Source organism: Klebsiella sp. M5al, from assembly GCF_002090195.1.
Classification (GTDB): Bacteria; Pseudomonadota; Gammaproteobacteria; order Enterobacterales; family Enterobacteriaceae; genus Klebsiella; species Klebsiella grimontii.
Genome location: NZ_CP020657.1, coordinates 2,748,289 through 2,762,114 on the forward strand (window position 1 = coordinate 2,748,289; position 13,826 = coordinate 2,762,114).

12 protein-coding genes are annotated in these 13,826 nt (G+C 58.6%); 4 read left to right on the forward strand and 8 right to left on the reverse strand.

All coding sequences use genetic code 11. The features are described from left to right. Window positions 1-42: 42 nt before the first annotated feature. From BWI76_RS13170 to BWI76_RS13195, 6 genes are all read right to left on the reverse strand, one after another. Entirely contained in the window at window positions 43-702 is a 660-nt protein-coding gene (locus BWI76_RS13170; RefSeq protein ID WP_024358296.1) for an O-methyltransferase, read from the reverse strand. A gap of 15 nt (window positions 703-717) precedes the next feature. Next, window positions 718-2,097: an efflux transporter outer membrane subunit gene (locus BWI76_RS13175; RefSeq protein ID WP_004138998.1), complete on the reverse strand. Its 1,380-nt coding sequence runs from the start codon at window positions 2,095-2,097 to the stop codon at window positions 718-720. Further along, the gene (locus tag BWI76_RS13180) at window positions 2,094-3,179 is read right to left on the reverse strand and encodes an HlyD family secretion protein (RefSeq protein WP_004138997.1); all 1,086 of its coding nucleotides are present in this window, start codon (window positions 3,177-3,179) and stop codon (window positions 2,094-2,096) included. The genes BWI76_RS13175 and BWI76_RS13180 overlap by 4 nt, the downstream gene beginning before the upstream one ends. 19 nt (window positions 3,180-3,198) lie before the next feature. Further along, window positions 3,199-4,851 (reverse strand): MFS transporter, encoded by a 1,653-nt coding sequence (locus BWI76_RS13185; RefSeq protein ID WP_024358294.1) that lies wholly within the window; start codon window positions 4,849-4,851, stop codon window positions 3,199-3,201. Beyond that, window positions 4,851-5,282 carry a MarR family winged helix-turn-helix transcriptional regulator gene (locus tag BWI76_RS13190; RefSeq protein WP_004138995.1) on the reverse strand — a complete coding sequence of 144 codons (432 nt, stop codon included), beginning with the start codon at window positions 5,280-5,282 and terminating at the stop codon, window positions 4,851-4,853. Before BWI76_RS13190 ends, BWI76_RS13185 begins: the two co-directional genes overlap by 1 nt. A 177-nt stretch (window positions 5,283-5,459) precedes the next feature. Beyond that, window positions 5,460-6,734, reverse strand: a complete 1,275-nt coding sequence (locus BWI76_RS13195) for a Glu/Leu/Phe/Val family dehydrogenase (RefSeq protein WP_004120918.1) — start codon at window positions 6,732-6,734, stop codon at window positions 5,460-5,462. A gap of 410 nt (window positions 6,735-7,144) precedes the next feature. Between BWI76_RS13195 and BWI76_RS13205 the strand changes: the two genes are divergently transcribed. Continuing rightward, window positions 7,145-7,936, forward strand: coding sequence for a YdcF family protein (locus BWI76_RS13205; RefSeq protein ID WP_004138993.1), 792 nt, complete (start codon window positions 7,145-7,147; stop codon window positions 7,934-7,936). Window positions 7,937-8,212: 276 nt separating this feature from the next. Continuing rightward, window positions 8,213-9,652: an aldehyde dehydrogenase gene (gene aldA, locus BWI76_RS13210; RefSeq protein WP_004138991.1), complete on the forward strand. Its 1,440-nt coding sequence runs from the start codon at window positions 8,213-8,215 to the stop codon at window positions 9,650-9,652. Between the two features lie 295 nt (window positions 9,653-9,947). On the opposite strand, the gene gap is transcribed toward aldA, so the two are convergent. Both gap and BWI76_RS13220 read right to left on the reverse strand, forming a co-directional pair. Further along, window positions 9,948-10,946, reverse strand: a complete 999-nt coding sequence (gene gap, locus BWI76_RS13215) for a type I glyceraldehyde-3-phosphate dehydrogenase (protein ID WP_004138990.1) — start codon at window positions 10,944-10,946, stop codon at window positions 9,948-9,950. 243 nt (window positions 10,947-11,189) lie between these two features. Further along, window positions 11,190-11,684 carry a GNAT family N-acetyltransferase gene (locus BWI76_RS13220; protein ID WP_004138988.1) on the reverse strand — a complete coding sequence of 165 codons (495 nt, stop codon included), beginning with the start codon at window positions 11,682-11,684 and terminating at the stop codon, window positions 11,190-11,192. A gap of 86 nt (window positions 11,685-11,770) precedes the next feature. Here BWI76_RS13220 and BWI76_RS13225 point away from each other — a divergent pair, with 86 nt between their 5' ends. Further along, complete coding sequence (locus tag BWI76_RS13225; RefSeq protein ID WP_004138986.1) at window positions 11,771-12,697, forward strand: LysR family transcriptional regulator; 927 nt, start codon at window positions 11,771-11,773, stop codon at window positions 12,695-12,697. Window positions 12,698-12,829: 132 nt separating this feature from the next. After that, window positions 12,830-13,801, forward strand: a complete 972-nt coding sequence (locus BWI76_RS13230; protein WP_024358288.1) for a sensor domain-containing diguanylate cyclase — start codon at window positions 12,830-12,832, stop codon at window positions 13,799-13,801. Window positions 13,802-13,826: the final 25 nt, after the last annotated feature.

A 13,826-nucleotide genomic window follows, 5' to 3' on the forward strand; every position in this document is an offset into this window, starting at 1 on the left:
ACTGACCCCGGTGGCGCGGGCTGCCGTGGTCAGCGAGTCACGTCAGGCGTTCACCCACGCGAGGGTGAACCCGTCCCAGCCTTTGCTGCCCACCGTTTGCAGGGCCGTGACCGTTAGCCGTGGGTCGCTGCCCATCATGTCGATAAACGCTCTGACCCCCTGCACCCGGTCGTCCGCGCTATCCGGGTTCGTCACTTCGCCGTCGCGCACTACGTTATCGCCCACAATCACTGTCCCCGGGCGGGAATAGCGCAACGCCCAGCGCAGATAGTTGGGGTTATTCGGCTTATCCGCGTCGATAAAAATGAGATCGAACGGCGGGCGATCGCCCAGTTTTTCGAGGCTGGTCAGCGCCGGGCCTTCCAGCACCGCAACGCGATCGTCCACGCCCGCCAGACGGAGGTTCTCGCGCGCGACGGCGGCATGATGCGCGTCGGCCTCCAGGGTGAGCAATTCACCATCGGCGGGCAACTCCCGGGCCATCCAGATAGTGCTGTAGCCGCCGAGCGTGCCGATCTCCAGGATGCGTTTGGCGCCCGTCATGCGCACCAGCAGGGCCAGGAACTGCCCCTGATTGGCGGCGACGTCGATCGCCGGAAGACCGGCGCGCTGGTTATTCTCCAGGACCTGGCTGAGGAGCGGATCGTTGGGAATTAACGCTTCCACGAGATAATTATCTACTGCCGACCACTGTTGTTGCATGTCAGATTTCCCGTCTTACGTCCCTGATGAATCAGACCAGCCGCCTCCCAGCGACCGGTACAAATCGACTTGCGCCAGCAGCAGGTTGTTTTTCACCTGTACCACGCTGAGCTGGGTGGAAAACAGCGTACGCTGGGCGTCGAGTACGTCCAGATAGGATGAATAACCGTTGCGATAGCGGTTTTGCGCGATGCGCAGCGTCTCCTGGGCCACCTTCTCCTGCGCCTGCAGCTCCGAGAGCTGCTCGCCGTAGCGGCCAATCGCATCGAGACTGTCATTGACCTCTTTAAGCGCGCCGCGCACCGTTTTTTCATAGCTATACAGCGCCTGATTGCGCTGGGCCATCGATACGTCGACCTGGGCATTCAGCGCCTGGCGGTTAAGCAGCGGCGCCAGAATGCTGCCGCCGAGGCTCCATAAGCGTAGCGGATTATCCAGTAGGTCCGGCAGGGTGCGATCCTGCAGGCTGCCGGTGGCGGTAAGGTTGATGGACGGCAGCAGCTGCGCCTGCGATGACGCCAGGGTGGCGTCGGCGGCCACCAGCTGACGCTGGGCCTGAACGATATCCGGTCGGCGGTTGAGCAGGGTTGACGGCAGTTGGGACGGTAGCGATAGCGGCGAAAGCTGCGCGAACGCGTTGCGCTTAACGGCGCCAGGATTGGCGCCGAGCAAAAGGCTGAGCGCATTTTCCTGCTGGGCGATTTGATGGCGCAACGGCGGGATTTGCGCGCGCGTGGAGCGCAGTTCGGAGTCCGCCTGCATCAGCTCCAGGCGTGAGGTATAGCCCGTCTCAAACTGGCGCTTCGCCAGATTGAATGCATCTTCGCGCGATTTTAGCGTTTGCTGCGTCACCCGCAGCTGTTCATCCAGCGACAGCAGGGTGATGTAGCCGACCGCCACCGAAGAGGCGACGGTCAGGTTCGCCGCGGCGGCCGCGGCTTTTTGCGCTTCCAGGCTGGCCTGCGCCGCGCTGGAGGCGCTGCGGTTGGCGCCCCAGATATCGACATCGTAGCTGGCGGTCAGCGCGCCTTTATACACCGTACTGTGAACGGGCAGGCCGGTAGCGGCCGACTGAGACCGCGCGCGGGTGCCGGTCAGTCCGGCGTCAAGCGAGGGAAACAGGCTGCTATCGGCGGCGTAGGCCCGGGCCTGGTACTCATTGACTCGTTCGCGAGCCATCAGCACGTCGCTGTTGTAGCGCAGCGCCTGGTCAACGTAGAGATTGAGCGTACTGTCGTGGAAGTTGCGCCACCACACGCCCTCAACGGGGCTGGAGGGTCCGACATCCGCCCGCCAGGCGGCGGGGATCTGTAGACCGGGCGCGGCCTGCTGAACGTCGGCGGACTGGCAGCCGGCCAGCGCAAGGATAACGGCGAGAGCGAGCGGGCGGATCATTGCTGTTTCTCCGCGCGGGTATCGATGGTGACCTGCACCGACATCCCCGGCCGCAGACGCTGGCCGTTCTTCTGCCCCTCATCAACGGCGATGCGTACCGGAATGCGCTGGGCGATTTTGACAAAGTTACCGGTGGCGTTATCCGGGGAAATGGCGCTGAACTCGACGCCGGTCGCCGGCGAGATGCTCTGCACCGTGCCGGTGAATTTCTCGCTGTTCAGCGCATCAACGGTAAAAGTTACTCGCTGTCCGACGCGCACCTGCGCCAGCTGGGTCTCTTTCAGATTCGCGATCAGCCAGTGCTGCGGCGGCACCAGCGAGGTGAGATGCGTCCCGGCGGTGACGTAAGCGCCAAGGCGGACGGAGATTTGCCCGAGCTGTCCATCCGTCGGCGCGATAATCCGGGTGTTTTGCAGGTCGATCTGCGCCAGCTCCAGCGCCGCTTTTGCGCTGGCGACGTCGGCGAGCAGCGAATCGCGGTTAACGATGGTGGATTGCAGATCCTGGCGCGACATTTCCAGCGTCGCTTTGGCCTGCTCGATATCCGCGGTGCCCTGCGCCGCGCTGGCGCGGGCGGAATCGCGTTCGCGAATCGATAGCGAGCCGTCGGCGGTCAGCTCCTGAACGCGTTTTAAATCGGCCTGGGTTTTCAGATTCTGCGCGCGGGCGTTCTGCAGCGCCGCTTCGTTACGTGCGATAACCGCCTCGGCGCTTCTGCGCTGCTGCTGATTGTTCTTCAGCGCCGCCTCTTTCATCGCCAGCGTTGCTTGTGCCTGATGGACGCGCTGCTTATAGATGCGCTCGTCAATCTGGAACAGCACGTCGCCGGCTTTAACCTGATTAAAATCCTGAACCTTCACCTCGGTGATATAACCGTTGACCTGCGGGCTGATAAACGTGGTTTGTCCGCGAACGTAGGCGTTATCGGTAAACTGGCTTTCACGGGTAAACGGCGGCAGCTGCCAGGCGTAGAGAATAACCAGTACGCCAACGATGCCAATGGCGGCGGCGGTGAAAATCGAGACGATGCGAATATTATTTCGGGTGTTGGCCTGCTGTTTGGCCGCATCCTGCTGACTCATAATGACTCCAGAGTAAATTTTATTTGCTACCCGTCGCGCGTTTCAGCGCGATGCGGGCGGTAATACGTAATCTTATTAAGCGCCAGAAAACCCATACCAGCGTGGCGGCTGAAATCGCCGCCGTCAGCAGATAGGTATCATTGTAAGCCAGAATATTAGCCTGCAGCGTGGCGGCGTTTTGCAGCAGCGTGGTGGCCTGAACGTTGAGCAGGGTGCTGTCGCCAATCTGGCTTTGATACATCTGGCTGTACTGCTGCAAACGCTCGGTAATCAGCGGATTGAGCGTGGTGAGCTGGTCGGCGAGCTGGCTGGAGTGAAACTTTTCCCGCCAGGTCTGGAAAGTACCGAGAATGGCGGAGCCCAGCAGGCCGCCGATATTCTGGCTCATGCCGAACAGCACCGAGAAGCTCACCAGGTTGCGCTGGTCGGCAATGACCCCGCCAATCCCCGCCAGCATCGCCGGGGCGAGGAAGAAGGCGCTGCCGAAGCCCAGCAGAAACTGGCTGAACATCAGCTGCTCCGGGCGGGTGAGGATCGTCGACTGGCTGTCGAGCAGCGATCCAACCATAATTAACGCCAGCGCTGTGGCGGTAGGCCAGTAGAGACGCTGCGGGTTGAGCGTCAGGCAGCTGGCGACGATGCCGCAGAGGATCCCGGCGAAAATCGACCACGCCAGGTTGGTCATCTGTTCATTCTGCAGGCCGACGTACTGCAGCCAGCCGATGACGCCGGTATTCTGCTCCGCCAGCACGATACGGATCAGCAGCATAATCAGCCCGAGGCGCAGAATACTGCCGCTGGAGAGCCATTTGATATTGAGCAGCGGGTTGCTGCGGTTATGCTCAAAGGCAATCGCGGAGACAATCAGCACCACCGCCCCCGCCAGCGCCCAGCCGATCCACGGCGCTTCGAACCACCAGTCCAGCCGTCCCAGCGACAGTACCGCGGTGACCAGCGCCATCCCCGGCGCCAGCAGGAAGAAGGTGATGAAGTCTTTTTTCTCAAACACCTTTTTCCGATCGCTTGGCGGCAGCTTGAGGGCGATTACGCAGGCCAGCGACACCAGCGCCAGCCCCAGTTCAAAGAAGTACAGCCCGCGCCACTCGTCAATTTGCAGCAGCTCGGTTGAAAACAGGCGCGCCAGCGGGATCGCCAGCGATGAACCGGTGATGCCGATGGTCAGCGCTTTGAGCCGATGGCGGGCGGGCCAGGCCTGCACTTGATAATAAATCCCCAGCGAGCTTAGCGCCGCGGCCACCATGCCGTGGGCGGCGCGCACCATCAGCGCGGAACTGAGGTCGTTGACGAACAGGTGGAAGAAGGTCACCAGCACGTAGAGGACGAGAAAACCTTCGGTAAAAGCGCGCAGGCCGAACTGCTGGCGGAACTTCACCAGCAGCAGGTTGATGGAGACGTTGGTCATTACGTAGACCGCCGGGAGCCAGGCAATCTCCGTCGACCAGGCAGCAAAGGTCCCCTGCAACAGCTGTAGATTGGCGGTCACCACCGCGTTGCCCAGCGCGCCGGTCAGGCAGACCAGCAGCCCGACGATCCCGTAGGCAATCCGTTTTGGCGTACTGTGGATCGGGGTGGACGGCGAACCGAGGATCGCCGGTTTTTCGTGCGGGGCCCAATCGTGGGGCACATAGGGATTGTCTTTACGGCGAGGCATTATTTTTTTTCGACCTCGCGCAGCAGCTTCTCCAGGACCCGCTGCGTCTGCCGCTGTTCCTCGGGGGTGATGGCGGTGAGGATCTCCTCACGTAAATCATCGGCCACCGTTTTCACCTGCTGATACACCTCAAGGCCTTTAGCGGTGGCGATCAGCAGCCGTTTGCGTTTATCGCGCTCGGTTTTAATCCGCTCGACCAGGCCAACATCGACCAGACGGTTGAGCAGCGGCACGAGAGTTGCGCTTTCGACGCCCAGCTCCTGGGCCAGCTCGCTTTGCGATAGCGGCTGTTCGTGGCGCGCGATGGCGGAAACGGCGACCCAACTGGCCTGGCTCATGCCGAGGCCCTTAAGCCGGCGGTTGACCGCCAGCCGCCAATGGTGGGCGGTGAGATACAAAAGATGGGAAAAGTTAAGCTGTCGGCTATCCATAGGTCAATCTGCAATATCGTTAGAACTCTAATGATTTTTGCCTGGCAAAAACGAGAATTCAAGCCCGTTTGATAAAAACAGGTTAACGGTATGTGCGTTTATTGTGGAAGAAGCCTTGGGAAGGGAAAGGAGGAGCCTGGTCTCAAGCCCGGCATTCACCGGGCTGAGAAGGGGGGATTATCCCGGATATATACCGCGATCTTTACGCGCCATCAGGATCCGCTCACAGGCCACGATATAGGCGGCGGTGCGTAAAGAGCACGCTTTTTCCACTGCTTTTTCGTAAACGTGAACGATCGCATCGGTCATGATGCGGTCCATTTTGGCGTTGATCTCTTCTTCGCTCCAGAAGAAGCTGGCCATATCCTGCACCCATTCGAAGTAGCTCACGGTGACGCCGCCGGCGTTACAGATAACGTCAGGCACCACCACGATGCCGCGCTCGGCCAGCACGTCGTCCGCTTCCGGATAGGTCGGGCCGTTAGCGCCTTCGAGCACCAGTTTGCAGCTGAGGGTTTCGGCGCGCTCGCGCGTAATCTGGCCTTCCAGCGCCGCCGGGATCAGAATATCCATCGGCGTCGTCCAGAACGCTTCTTTGGCAATTTCGCGGGCGCCAGGGAAACCGGCGATTTGCTTGTTCTCGGCCTGCCATGCGGTCAGCGCGGCCATATCAATACCGCCCTCGTTATACAGGGTGGCGGTGTGGTCCTGAATCACCACAATCCGCGCGCCGACGCCTGCAAACAGGCGGGCCGCTTCGCTACCCACGTTACCAAAACCCTGTAGCGCGACTTTGGCACCCTCGATTTCGATACCGCTGCGGCGAGCCACTTCGCGACCGGTGACGAATACGCCGCGGCCGGTGGCTTTTTCACGGCCCAGCGAACCGCCGAGGTGAATCGGCTTGCCGGTGACCACGCCGGTGATGGTAGTGCCGTGGTTCATGGAGTAGGTATCCATCATCCAGGCCATCACTTTGCCGTTGGTGCCGACGTCCGGCGCCGGAATATCTTTTTGCGGCCCGATAATAATGCCGATCTCGCTGGTATAGCGACGGGTCAAACGCTCCAGTTCACCTTCCGACAATGAGAACGGGTCGACGCGGATGCCGCCTTTGGCGCCGCCGTAGGGAATATTAACTGCCGCACACTTGATGGTCATCCAGGCTGAAAGCGCCATCACTTCATTCAGATCAACATCAGGATGGTAGCGCACGCCGCCTTTACCCGGTCCGCGCGAGAGGTTGTGCTGAACGCGATAGCCTTCGAAGTGGCGGATAGTACCATCGTCCATTTGCACCGGGATATCAACGATGAGCGCGCGTTTCGGATGGCGCAGGGTTTCAATCCAGAAAGCGAGATCGCCGAGGTAGGGCGCGACGCGATCGATTTGACGCAGGTAGGTGGTCCATGGAGATGTACTACTTTCAGAAGCGTAAGATAACTTTTCCATAAGAGTCCTGTTTCGCAGTGATAATTATTTTGTTAACCGTGGAAAGGTACAGCTATAAACTCTGTAACGAGAATGTTATCACCAATTTAATGGGGCGGTATTTGGCAAAAATGCAGAATATGCTGTTGTTGCGGCTGGGATTCAGCTTTTTATGAATAAAAAAACGCAAAACAAGGCTCTTCATGGATGAATATGCATGTTTGTGCATTAAAGCCGTAGTTGTAACCCTTTCTCCCTATTTATTAGATTCTTGACCCTCTTCAAAAAGTGAATAAAACGCTATTCAGATGTGTTGACTTTGTTGCTTAAGAGGCGTGGGTGCGCTATTTGCGCTTTATTACCCAAAGTTCGCGCCAGCGTCTAAGATGGTGGCCGCTAATCTACGGCTGAGAGTGTTAACAGGAGAGAACATGTCAGAACATTTTCCATCGCTACCCGAGGCGGTACTGGCCGCGGCGAACCAGCTGGGCGCCTGGCTGGCGCAGGATGATTTGCCCCGTGACCCGCAAATAGAGGTGGTGGTGCTGGCTGGCAACGCGGTGATCCCGACCATCGATTTCGCCTGCCGGCTGGCGGCGCGGCACGCGGTTCCGCTGCTGATCAGCGGCGGTATCGGTCACTCCACTTCGTTTTTATACCAGTCGGTGTTGAACGACCCGCGCTACCGCGCCATTGCGGTAAGGGATCGCGCCGAAGCGCATATCCTGGCCGACATCGCCCATCAGTTCTGGGCTATTCCGCGCGAACACATCGTGGTGGAGGATCGCTCCACCAACTGCGGAGAGAACGCGCACTTTACCCGGCAAATGCTTGAGGAGAGGGGCATTGCCCATCGTACGGGCGTGGTGATTCAGGATCCGACCATGCAGCGCAGAACGATGGCGACGTTTGCCCGCGTCTGGCAAGACGCCCCGCGAGCGCCGACGTGGTACAGCACGCCGGGGTGCGCGCCAGTATTGTGCAACGGGCGTGACGGTGTCACGTTTTGCGGGGAAGATAGTGGGCTGTGGCCGGTGGGGCGCTATCTGGCGCTGATCCTCGGCGAGCCGCCGCGGCTGGCGGATAACCCGCAGGGTTACGGCCCGTTGGGCAAGGGTTTTATCGCCCATGTGGATATTCCGCCGCACATTGCTCAGGCGTGGCAGACGCTGCGCGACGACCGCCTGCTCTCCGATGCGCTAAGCGCGCGGCAGCTGGCTTAGGTAACCATAAAGCGCTTTTCATCGCTGCCGCTCCGCGTTTCTCCCTTCTCTGGACGCATGGCCTGGTCGTCGCGTCGGGAAATTTGCCCGTTTGCGTTGGCGGTATCGCAAACGGGCAGCTCGTGTTATTGAATTGTGATTTTTTGCGCGTTAGCTTCGTCTCTTTTTATGAAATATCTCACAAAAACAAGCCCTCATGCTGTCTCTTTGCCTGACGGACGATAATTTTTAACATCTAGTTCACCTGTTAAAAACAATAATCCTGAGGAGCAGACCATGACAGCACCCGTTCAACACCCTATGTATATTGACGGCCAGTTTGAACCCGGCCGCGGTGATGCGTGGATTGATGTGATCAACCCGGCAACGGAAGCGCTGCTTTCGCGGATCCCCGACGGCAGCGCGGAGGATGCGCGGCGCGCGATTCTCGCCGCCGAGCGCGCGCAGCCGGGCTGGGAGGCCCTGCCAGCGATTGAGCGCGCGAGATGGCTGCGCAAAATCGCCGCCGGTATCCGCGAACGTGCGGAAGAGATCGCCGCGCTGATCGTCGCTGAGGGCGGAAAAATCCAGCAGCTGGCGGCGGTGGAGGTCTCTTTTACCGCCGATTATCTTGATTATATGGCCGAGTGGGCGCGCCGTTATGAAGGTGAAATTGTGCAGAGCGACCGCACGGGGGAGAACATTCTGGTATTTAAGCGCGCGCTGGGTGTGACGACCGGCATCCTGCCGTGGAATTTTCCGTTCTTCCTGATTGCCCGCAAGCTGGCGCCGGCGCTCATTACCGGTAATACCATCGTGATTAAACCGAGTGAATTTACGCCGAATAACGCCATCGCTTTTGCGCAAATCGTCCATGATATCGGCCTGCCGAAAGGGGTCTTTAACCTGGTGCTGGGGCGCGGCGAAACCGTGGGCCAGGAGTTGGCGAGCAATCCGAAAGTGGCGATGGTCAGCATGACCGGCAGCGTTGCCGCGGGCGAGAAGATTATGGCCGCGGCGGCGAAAAACATCACCAAAGTGTGTCTGGAGCTGGGCGGGAAAGCGCCCGCTATCGTGATGGACGATGCGGATCTTGAGCTGGCGGTTAAGGCAGTGGTGGATTCTCGGGTCATTAATAGCGGGCAGGTGTGTAACTGCGTTGAGCGCGTGTACGTGCAAAAAGGCATTTACGATCGCTTCGTTAACCGTCTGGGCGAAGCGCTGAAGGCGGTGCAGTTTGGCGATCCGGCGTCTCGCGACGATATCGCAATGGGACCGTTGATTAACGCCGCCGCGCTGGCGCGCGTTGAGCAGAAGGTGGCAAAAGCGGTCGCCCAGGGCGCGCGCGTCGCCCTTGGCGGGAAAGCGGTGACGGGCAGGGGCTATTTTTATCCGCCGACGCTGCTGCTGGACGTGCGCCAGGAGATGGATATCGTGCATGAAGAGACATTCGGTCCGGTGCTACCGGTGGTGGCGTTTGATACCCTTGAAGAGGCGCTGGCGATGGCCAACGACAGCGATTATGGGCTGACGTCGTCAATCTATACCCGCGACCTGAACGTCGCGATGAAGGCGATTAAGGGGCTGAAGTTTGGCGAAACCTATATTAACCGCGAAAACTTCGAAGCGATGCAGGGTTTCCATGCCGGATGGCGTAAATCGGGCATCGGCGGCGCCGACGGACGTCACGGCCTGAATGAGTATCTGCAAACTCAGGTGGTCTATCTGCAGGCCTGATTTAGCAGAGGAGCGGCGCGTTTCCCGGAGGCGTTGCTGTGTATCTGTCCGGCTACCCAGCCCGCAGACTGCCCCCCGGGTCGCGGCTGACGCCTTACCCGGGCTACCCAAACGCAGGCCGCACGTACCTGTAGCCCGGGCAAGGCGCTTTGCGCCGCCCCCGGGAGCAGAGCGCGGAGTAGCAGAATTTCCCGGAGGCGTTGCTGTGTATCTGTCCGGCTACCCAGCCCGCAGACTGCCCCCCGGGTCGCGGCTGACGCCTTACCCGGGCTACGCGTGCCGAGTAGTCTGCATCTTACTTCGCGAATTTATCCAGCACCCGGATAAGCTGGGTAACGAAGCCATACTCGTTATCGTACCAGGCCACGGTTTTCACCAACTGCAGATCGCCAACCTCAGCAATCTCCAGCTGCGTGGCATCATAAATGGAACCGAAATGGCTGCCGATAACGTCCGACGAAACGATCTCCTCTTCGGTATAACCGAATGATTCGTTGTTCGCCGCCGCGTTTTTCATCGCCTGATTGACTTCTTCGGCGGAGACCTTTTTCTCCAGCACTGACACCAGCTCAGTCACCGACCCGGTTTTGGTCGGTACGCGCTGGGCGTGACCCTTCAGCTTGCCGCTAAGCTCGGGAATAACCAGCCCAATGGCTTTCGCCGCCCCGGTAGTATGCGGAATGATATTTTCCGCCGCGGCGCGGGAAGCGCGCAAATCCTTGCCGCGCGGGCCGTCAACCAGCGATTGCGTACCGGTATAGGCGTGAATAGTGGTCATGGTCCCCACCTTTATACCAAAGGCGTCATGGAGCACTTTCGCCATCGGCGCCAGGCAGTTGGTGGTGCAGGAGGCCACGGAAATAATCGTATCGTTGGCGTCTAGCGTGTCGTCGTTAACGTTATAGACAATGGTTTTCATGTCGCCAGCGGGCGCGGAAATCAGCACTTTTTTAGCCCCGGCGGTCAGATGCGCTTGCGCTTTCTCCGCGGAGGTATAAAAACCCGTACACTCGACAATCAGCTCGGCGCTTACCGCTTTCCACGGAATATGCTGAGCCTCTTTTTCCGCATAAACGGTAATTTTTTTGCCATCAACGATCAGCGCATCTTCCGTAAAATCCACGCTCCATGGGAAAGGACCGTAGTTTGAATCATGCTTTAACAGGTAGGCCAGCACTTTAGGTGATGTCAGGTCGTTAATCGCCACGACCTCTAAAGGGCTGTCGACCTCCAGTAACCGGCGCAGTACTAAACGTCCAATACGCCCAAATCCATTAATCCCAAGTTTGCTCATGAAGAATCTCCAGGTCAGGTGAAAACTTCTCCAGGCTTAGTCCAGCCGTCGGGATAGGGCAACCAGCGATTTATTTGGCGCCGTTAAATGCTGATAAAAACGCGAACGGAAAAGTGAATAAATTCGGCGGGTTGCGGGCGGAGCGTTAAGGGGTAATAATTTTTTGTTTCAGCTTTATACGCCAGGGGCATATTGGCAACAGAGTGAAAAGGCGGGCCAGAGAAGGACCCGCCTGATGGCGGACTAGTCGGCGGTCCTGCCCAGTTCAGCAAAAGCGGTAAGCGCAGCGCCGTCAAGGCGATAGCGAACCCACTCACTTTGCGCAACGGCGCCAATGCTCAGATAAAAATCAATGGCCGGCTGGTTCCAGTCGAGCACGCTCCACTCCAGGCGACCGCACTCTCTTTTTACCGCCAGCTGAGCGATGGTTTTCAGGAGCGCTTTTCCTGCGCCGCGGCCGCGAAACTCGGGGGTGATGTAGAGATCTTCCATATAGATGCCGTTGCGGCCGAGCCAGGTGGAATAGCTGGTAAAGAACACCGCGTAGCCGGCGATCTTATTGTCAATCTCGCAGATTAACGCTTCCGTTTTGCTGTCGCTGGCGAAAAGCGATGCCTGGATTTCCTCAACCGTGGTGACCACCTGTTCCGGCGCCTTTTCATACACCGCCAGCTCGTAAATCATGTCATAAATTGCTTTTGCGTCCGCCGGGCTGGCCTGACGAATGGTCATATTCATTGGATTACCTGTTGTGCCATCGTAAGTTTGATACCGCAAAGCATAAACGTTAAGGTTAGAAGAATTAAGTGCAATGAAATCACGTAATGATGAATATTATGCATCCAGCCCTTCGCCGTCTTGATTTGAACCTGCTGCCGGTATTCGAGGCGGTCTACCGCTATCGTTCGGTGCGCCTGGCGGCGGAAGAGCTGGCGATGAGCACCTCGGCGTTAAGTCACGCGCTGTCCAGGCTGCGCGCCACGCTCAATGACCCGCTTTTCTATCGCGAAGGGCATCGTATGTGCCCCAGCGTGTTCGCCACCCAGCTCGCGCCTTCTATTGCCTCGGCGTTAACGTTTTTAGATCAGGAGCTGACCCCGCAGCCGAAGTTTGTCGCCTCAGCCAGTACCGACTGCTTACAGATAGCGATCACGGATTTCACCGCGCAGTGCGTTTTCCCGACGCTGATGCCCAGGCTACAGCAACAGGCGCCCGGCCTGCGTTTCGAGCTGCGCTATCTGCCGCACAGCCCGGCGCTGACGGAACTGCTGGCCGGCGAGGTGGATTTAGCGCTGGGGTTTAGCGCCCTGAATGAAGCAGAGCATCCGGAGCTGGATGAGATCTGCTGGCTGAAAGATGATTATGTTGCGATAAGCCACGTCGGCCGGTCCCGGCTAACGCTGGCGGATTACCTGGCAGCCCAGCATCTGGTGGTTACCCCGTGGAATGAAAGCCAGGGGGTTCTCGACGTACAGCTCGCGAAAATGGGGTTTGCGCGGCATATCACCATCAAAACGCCCTCTATGCTGAGCGCGCCCTTCATTATTGCGCAAAGTGAACTGCTTATGGCGATACCGCGCTCGGCAGCGGAAAAAATGCTCGGCGCGGCGAAGCTGAAGGTTTTTGAACTACCGTTTGAGGTTCCGCCATTCGAGGTGAAAATCTATTCACATAAGCGGAGCGGGCAGCGCGGCGCGAGCCAGTGGCTGAAAGCGAAGCTGAGGGAGTGGGCCGCGGCGGAGCGCGCCTGAAGTCTCGTTTGACGAGCCAGCGATATATGCTTAACTCATCAGATAACACATGTGAATCGTCTGTTAACAGCCTGATGCGCGTTTCATTGGTAAGCGCTGCGTCATTTATCCTGATAACGTAAGAGAGAAAAATTGAAATTAGCCGGACTTCATCCAGATGAACTGCGCCGTCTGCAATCGCTGCGGACATCCGGATTATTAAACAGCGGAAAAGAAGAGCGTTTCGATCGCCTGACCAGGCTTGCGCGTACGCTCTACGATCTACCGGTGGCTTCGATTAGCCTCGTGGGGGAAAATACCCTGCACGTAAAATCCTGCGCCGGACTGGAAGTGGATACCCTGCCGAGGGATATCACATTCTGCGCGCATACTATCCTGCAGACCGACCCTTTAATCGTCAACGACCTGCAGCAGGACCTGCGCTTTCACGATAACCCGCTGGTCACCGAAGCGCCTTTTATCCGCTTTTATGCCGGCTACCCGGTGCAGCTGCCTGACGGCGCGACGGTAGGCGCGTTCTGTCTGATGGATCACAAGCCGCGCGCTTTCTCCGTTCATGAAATACAAATCTTAAGCGACCTGGCCGCCATCGTTGAAGATGAATTCAAGGTGCTGGACGCGGCGACCGCCGACGAGCTGACGGGGCTGTTCAACCGCCGGGGCTTTATGTCGTTAGCGGAGTACGCGCTGCTGACCGCCAGACGGCGGAATGAACCAGCGAGCCTCATCTTTATCGATCTCGATCGCTTTAAGCTGATTAACGATACCTGGGGTCATGAACAGGGAGATAAAGCCCTGAGGGCGATTGCCGATTTGATGAAGGCCACCTTCAGAGAGTCGGATTTAATTGCCAGGCAGGGCGGCGACGAATTTATCATCCTGCTTGCCAATACCTCGCAGCAGACCGCGGGCCTGGCGATGGAGCAGCTTAGCAAGAACGTCGCGGAGTACAATCAGCAGGCGGGCAATCCGTGGCAGCTGGCGTTCTCATGGGGCTGCGTTGAATACGATCCCGCTGCGCATCATAGCCTCAATGAGATCGTCGCGGTGGCGGACCGGCGCATGTATCAGGCGAAGAGCAGCCATGGAGCGGAACGTCGGTAGTAGAACCGCCGGGCGTCGCCAGCCG

Bases quoted from the DNA above. Each gene is read 5' to 3' on its own strand.
- BWI76_RS13170 (WP_024358296.1), bottom strand. From the start codon at position 702: ATGCAACAACAGTGGTCGGCAGTAGATAATTATCTCGTGGAAGCGTTA.
- BWI76_RS13175 (WP_004138998.1), bottom strand. From the start codon at position 2,097: ATGATCCGCCCGCTCGCTCTCGCCGTTATCCTTGCGCTGGCCGGCTGC.
- BWI76_RS13180 (WP_004138997.1), bottom strand. From the start codon at position 3,179: ATGAGTCAGCAGGATGCGGCCAAACAGCAGGCCAACACCCGAAATAAT.
- BWI76_RS13185 (WP_024358294.1), bottom strand. From the start codon at position 4,851: ATGCCTCGCCGTAAAGACAATCCCTATGTGCCCCACGATTGGGCCCCG.
- BWI76_RS13190 (WP_004138995.1), bottom strand. From the start codon at position 5,282: ATGGATAGCCGACAGCTTAACTTTTCCCATCTTTTGTATCTCACCGCC.
- BWI76_RS13195 (WP_004120918.1), bottom strand. From the start codon at position 6,734: ATGGAAAAGTTATCTTACGCTTCTGAAAGTAGTACATCTCCATGGACC.
- BWI76_RS13205 (WP_004138993.1), top strand. From the start codon at position 7,145: ATGTCAGAACATTTTCCATCGCTACCCGAGGCGGTACTGGCCGCGGCG.
- aldA (WP_004138991.1), top strand. From the start codon at position 8,213: ATGACAGCACCCGTTCAACACCCTATGTATATTGACGGCCAGTTTGAA.
- gap (WP_004138990.1), bottom strand. From the start codon at position 10,946: ATGAGCAAACTTGGGATTAATGGATTTGGGCGTATTGGACGTTTAGTA.
- BWI76_RS13220 (WP_004138988.1), bottom strand. From the start codon at position 11,684: ATGAATATGACCATTCGTCAGGCCAGCCCGGCGGACGCAAAAGCAATT.
- BWI76_RS13225 (WP_004138986.1), top strand. From the start codon at position 11,771: ATGATGAATATTATGCATCCAGCCCTTCGCCGTCTTGATTTGAACCTG.